The following is a 1,587-nucleotide window of genomic DNA, read 5'->3' as shown; positions in this document are numbered from 1 at the left end:
TCGGCTCGTTGTCGTTCCTGTTCGGCTCGTTGTCGTTCCTGTTGAGTAGATTCCTGGGAAGTTAACAACAAGTTACCTTCCCCATCCCACCAGCGAAGCCAGGGAAAGGATTGATTTTGGTATTCCCCCTGCCAAATTCCTAACTCTACCTTTAAAGGAACAATGGGATAATGACCGCGCTGATTAGGAGTCATTTTTTGGTAACGACCATTAACTAACTGGTACATCTCGATCTGGGCCTTGTTAACTTCATAAATTCCATAAAAAGGAATTTGAATCGCTCGCTCATAGATCCAAAATTTACCCTTAACAGGCGTTTTATCCCGTTCTTCTTCACCATTACCTGAGACAAATTCTAAGGCAATGACCGGTTCAATGGTTTCTTTCCACATCACAAAAGAACGCCGGACTTGACCATCAATAGTCGTGGGGACATGGGGAACATAAAACCAATCGGGAGCAACAGCACCTTTTTCTAGGGATTCTGGATGCTCTGGCAATCGCCAATAAATCCCACAATCTCGACCCAGACAGTAATTACCGTCAGGATGTAATTGCTCCAAAAGGGGTGTAATAGTATCCGTTAAAAGGTCTGCTTGGGGAGGCTCTTGATAGTTTTTCACAAAACTTCCATCTTTATCGGGGAGTTGGGTGTGGTCGGGTAAAGGGGAAGAGCAATACACCGTTGCAGAAGTTTCCTGAATTGTGGTTGAGGATTGTACCGTTGGGGTCATTGAACTCATCTTTAATTCCCCTATTTATTGTTATCTAGCTTTTATTCTATAACTGTTCTTGAAAACCTGCAAAAACTATGCCTGATCTCAATGCTATCCCCGGAATCACCGCTCTTCGCTCCCATACCCAAGGCGATCCACGCATTAAAATCGCCGTTCTTGATGGACCGATTGACTTAGATCGCGCCTGTTTTCAAGGAGCAAATATTACCCGCCTTGATCCCTATTGGTCGGAAGAATCTCCCATCGATCCGCAATACTTACAAGCCTTTTTAGATGTAGAAAAAAGTGGCAAAAGTGAAGAAGAAAAAGAGGATTTGTTCAAAGAAGCTATCCCCGATGAAAACATCCGCGAAAGTTTGCATTTGCGCTTCCATGCTAACCATATTATCAGCACCATTTGCGGCCAGCCAGATTCACCTGTAGAAGGGATTGCTCCTAACGCTACTGTAATTAATATTCCCATCGCCTATAGCAACGAAGATTTTATTAACCCTCTCAATCTTTCCCGAGCAATTAGTACCGCTATTGAACAGGGAGTTAATATTATCCATTGTGCCGCTTGTCACCCAACTCAAAGCGGATTAGCTCACGAATTTATTGATAAAGCAATTCGTCAGGCTCAAGCTAATAATATCCTAGTGATTGCCCCCGGAGGTAATGATAAAGGAGAGTGTTGGTGCGTTCCTGCGGTATTGGAAAATGTCCTGACAGTAGGAGCAATGAAAGATACAGGCGAGCCATTTAAATTTAGTAATTTTGGTGGTAAATATGCAACTCAAGGGATTCTCGCTCCAGGAGAGAATATTTTAGGCGCTCAACCCGGAACCGATGACCCCATCCGCAAAAAAGG

Annotated in this window: 2 protein-coding genes; one reads left to right on the top strand and one right to left on the bottom strand. The window is 43.7% G+C overall.

The window, feature by feature from the left end:
• Positions 1 to 743 (bottom strand): Uma2 family endonuclease (locus PX484_RS20030; RefSeq protein WP_288105258.1); only part of this gene is annotated, 743 nt, incomplete at its 3' end.
• 68 nt (positions 744 to 811) lie between these two features.
• Between PX484_RS20030 and PX484_RS20025 the strand changes: the two genes are divergently transcribed.
• Positions 812 to 1,587: S8 family serine peptidase (locus PX484_RS20025; protein ID WP_288105256.1), on the top strand; the 776-nt coding region annotated here is incomplete at its 3' end.

The sequence above is a fragment of the Microcystis sp. M49636_WE2 genome, from assembly GCF_030065375.1.
GTDB lineage: Bacteria > Cyanobacteriota > Cyanobacteriia > Cyanobacteriales > Microcystaceae > Microcystis > Microcystis aeruginosa_C.
The sequence above is the reverse complement of the archived record's forward strand: the minus strand, read 5'-3'. Positions and strand labels throughout refer to the sequence as shown.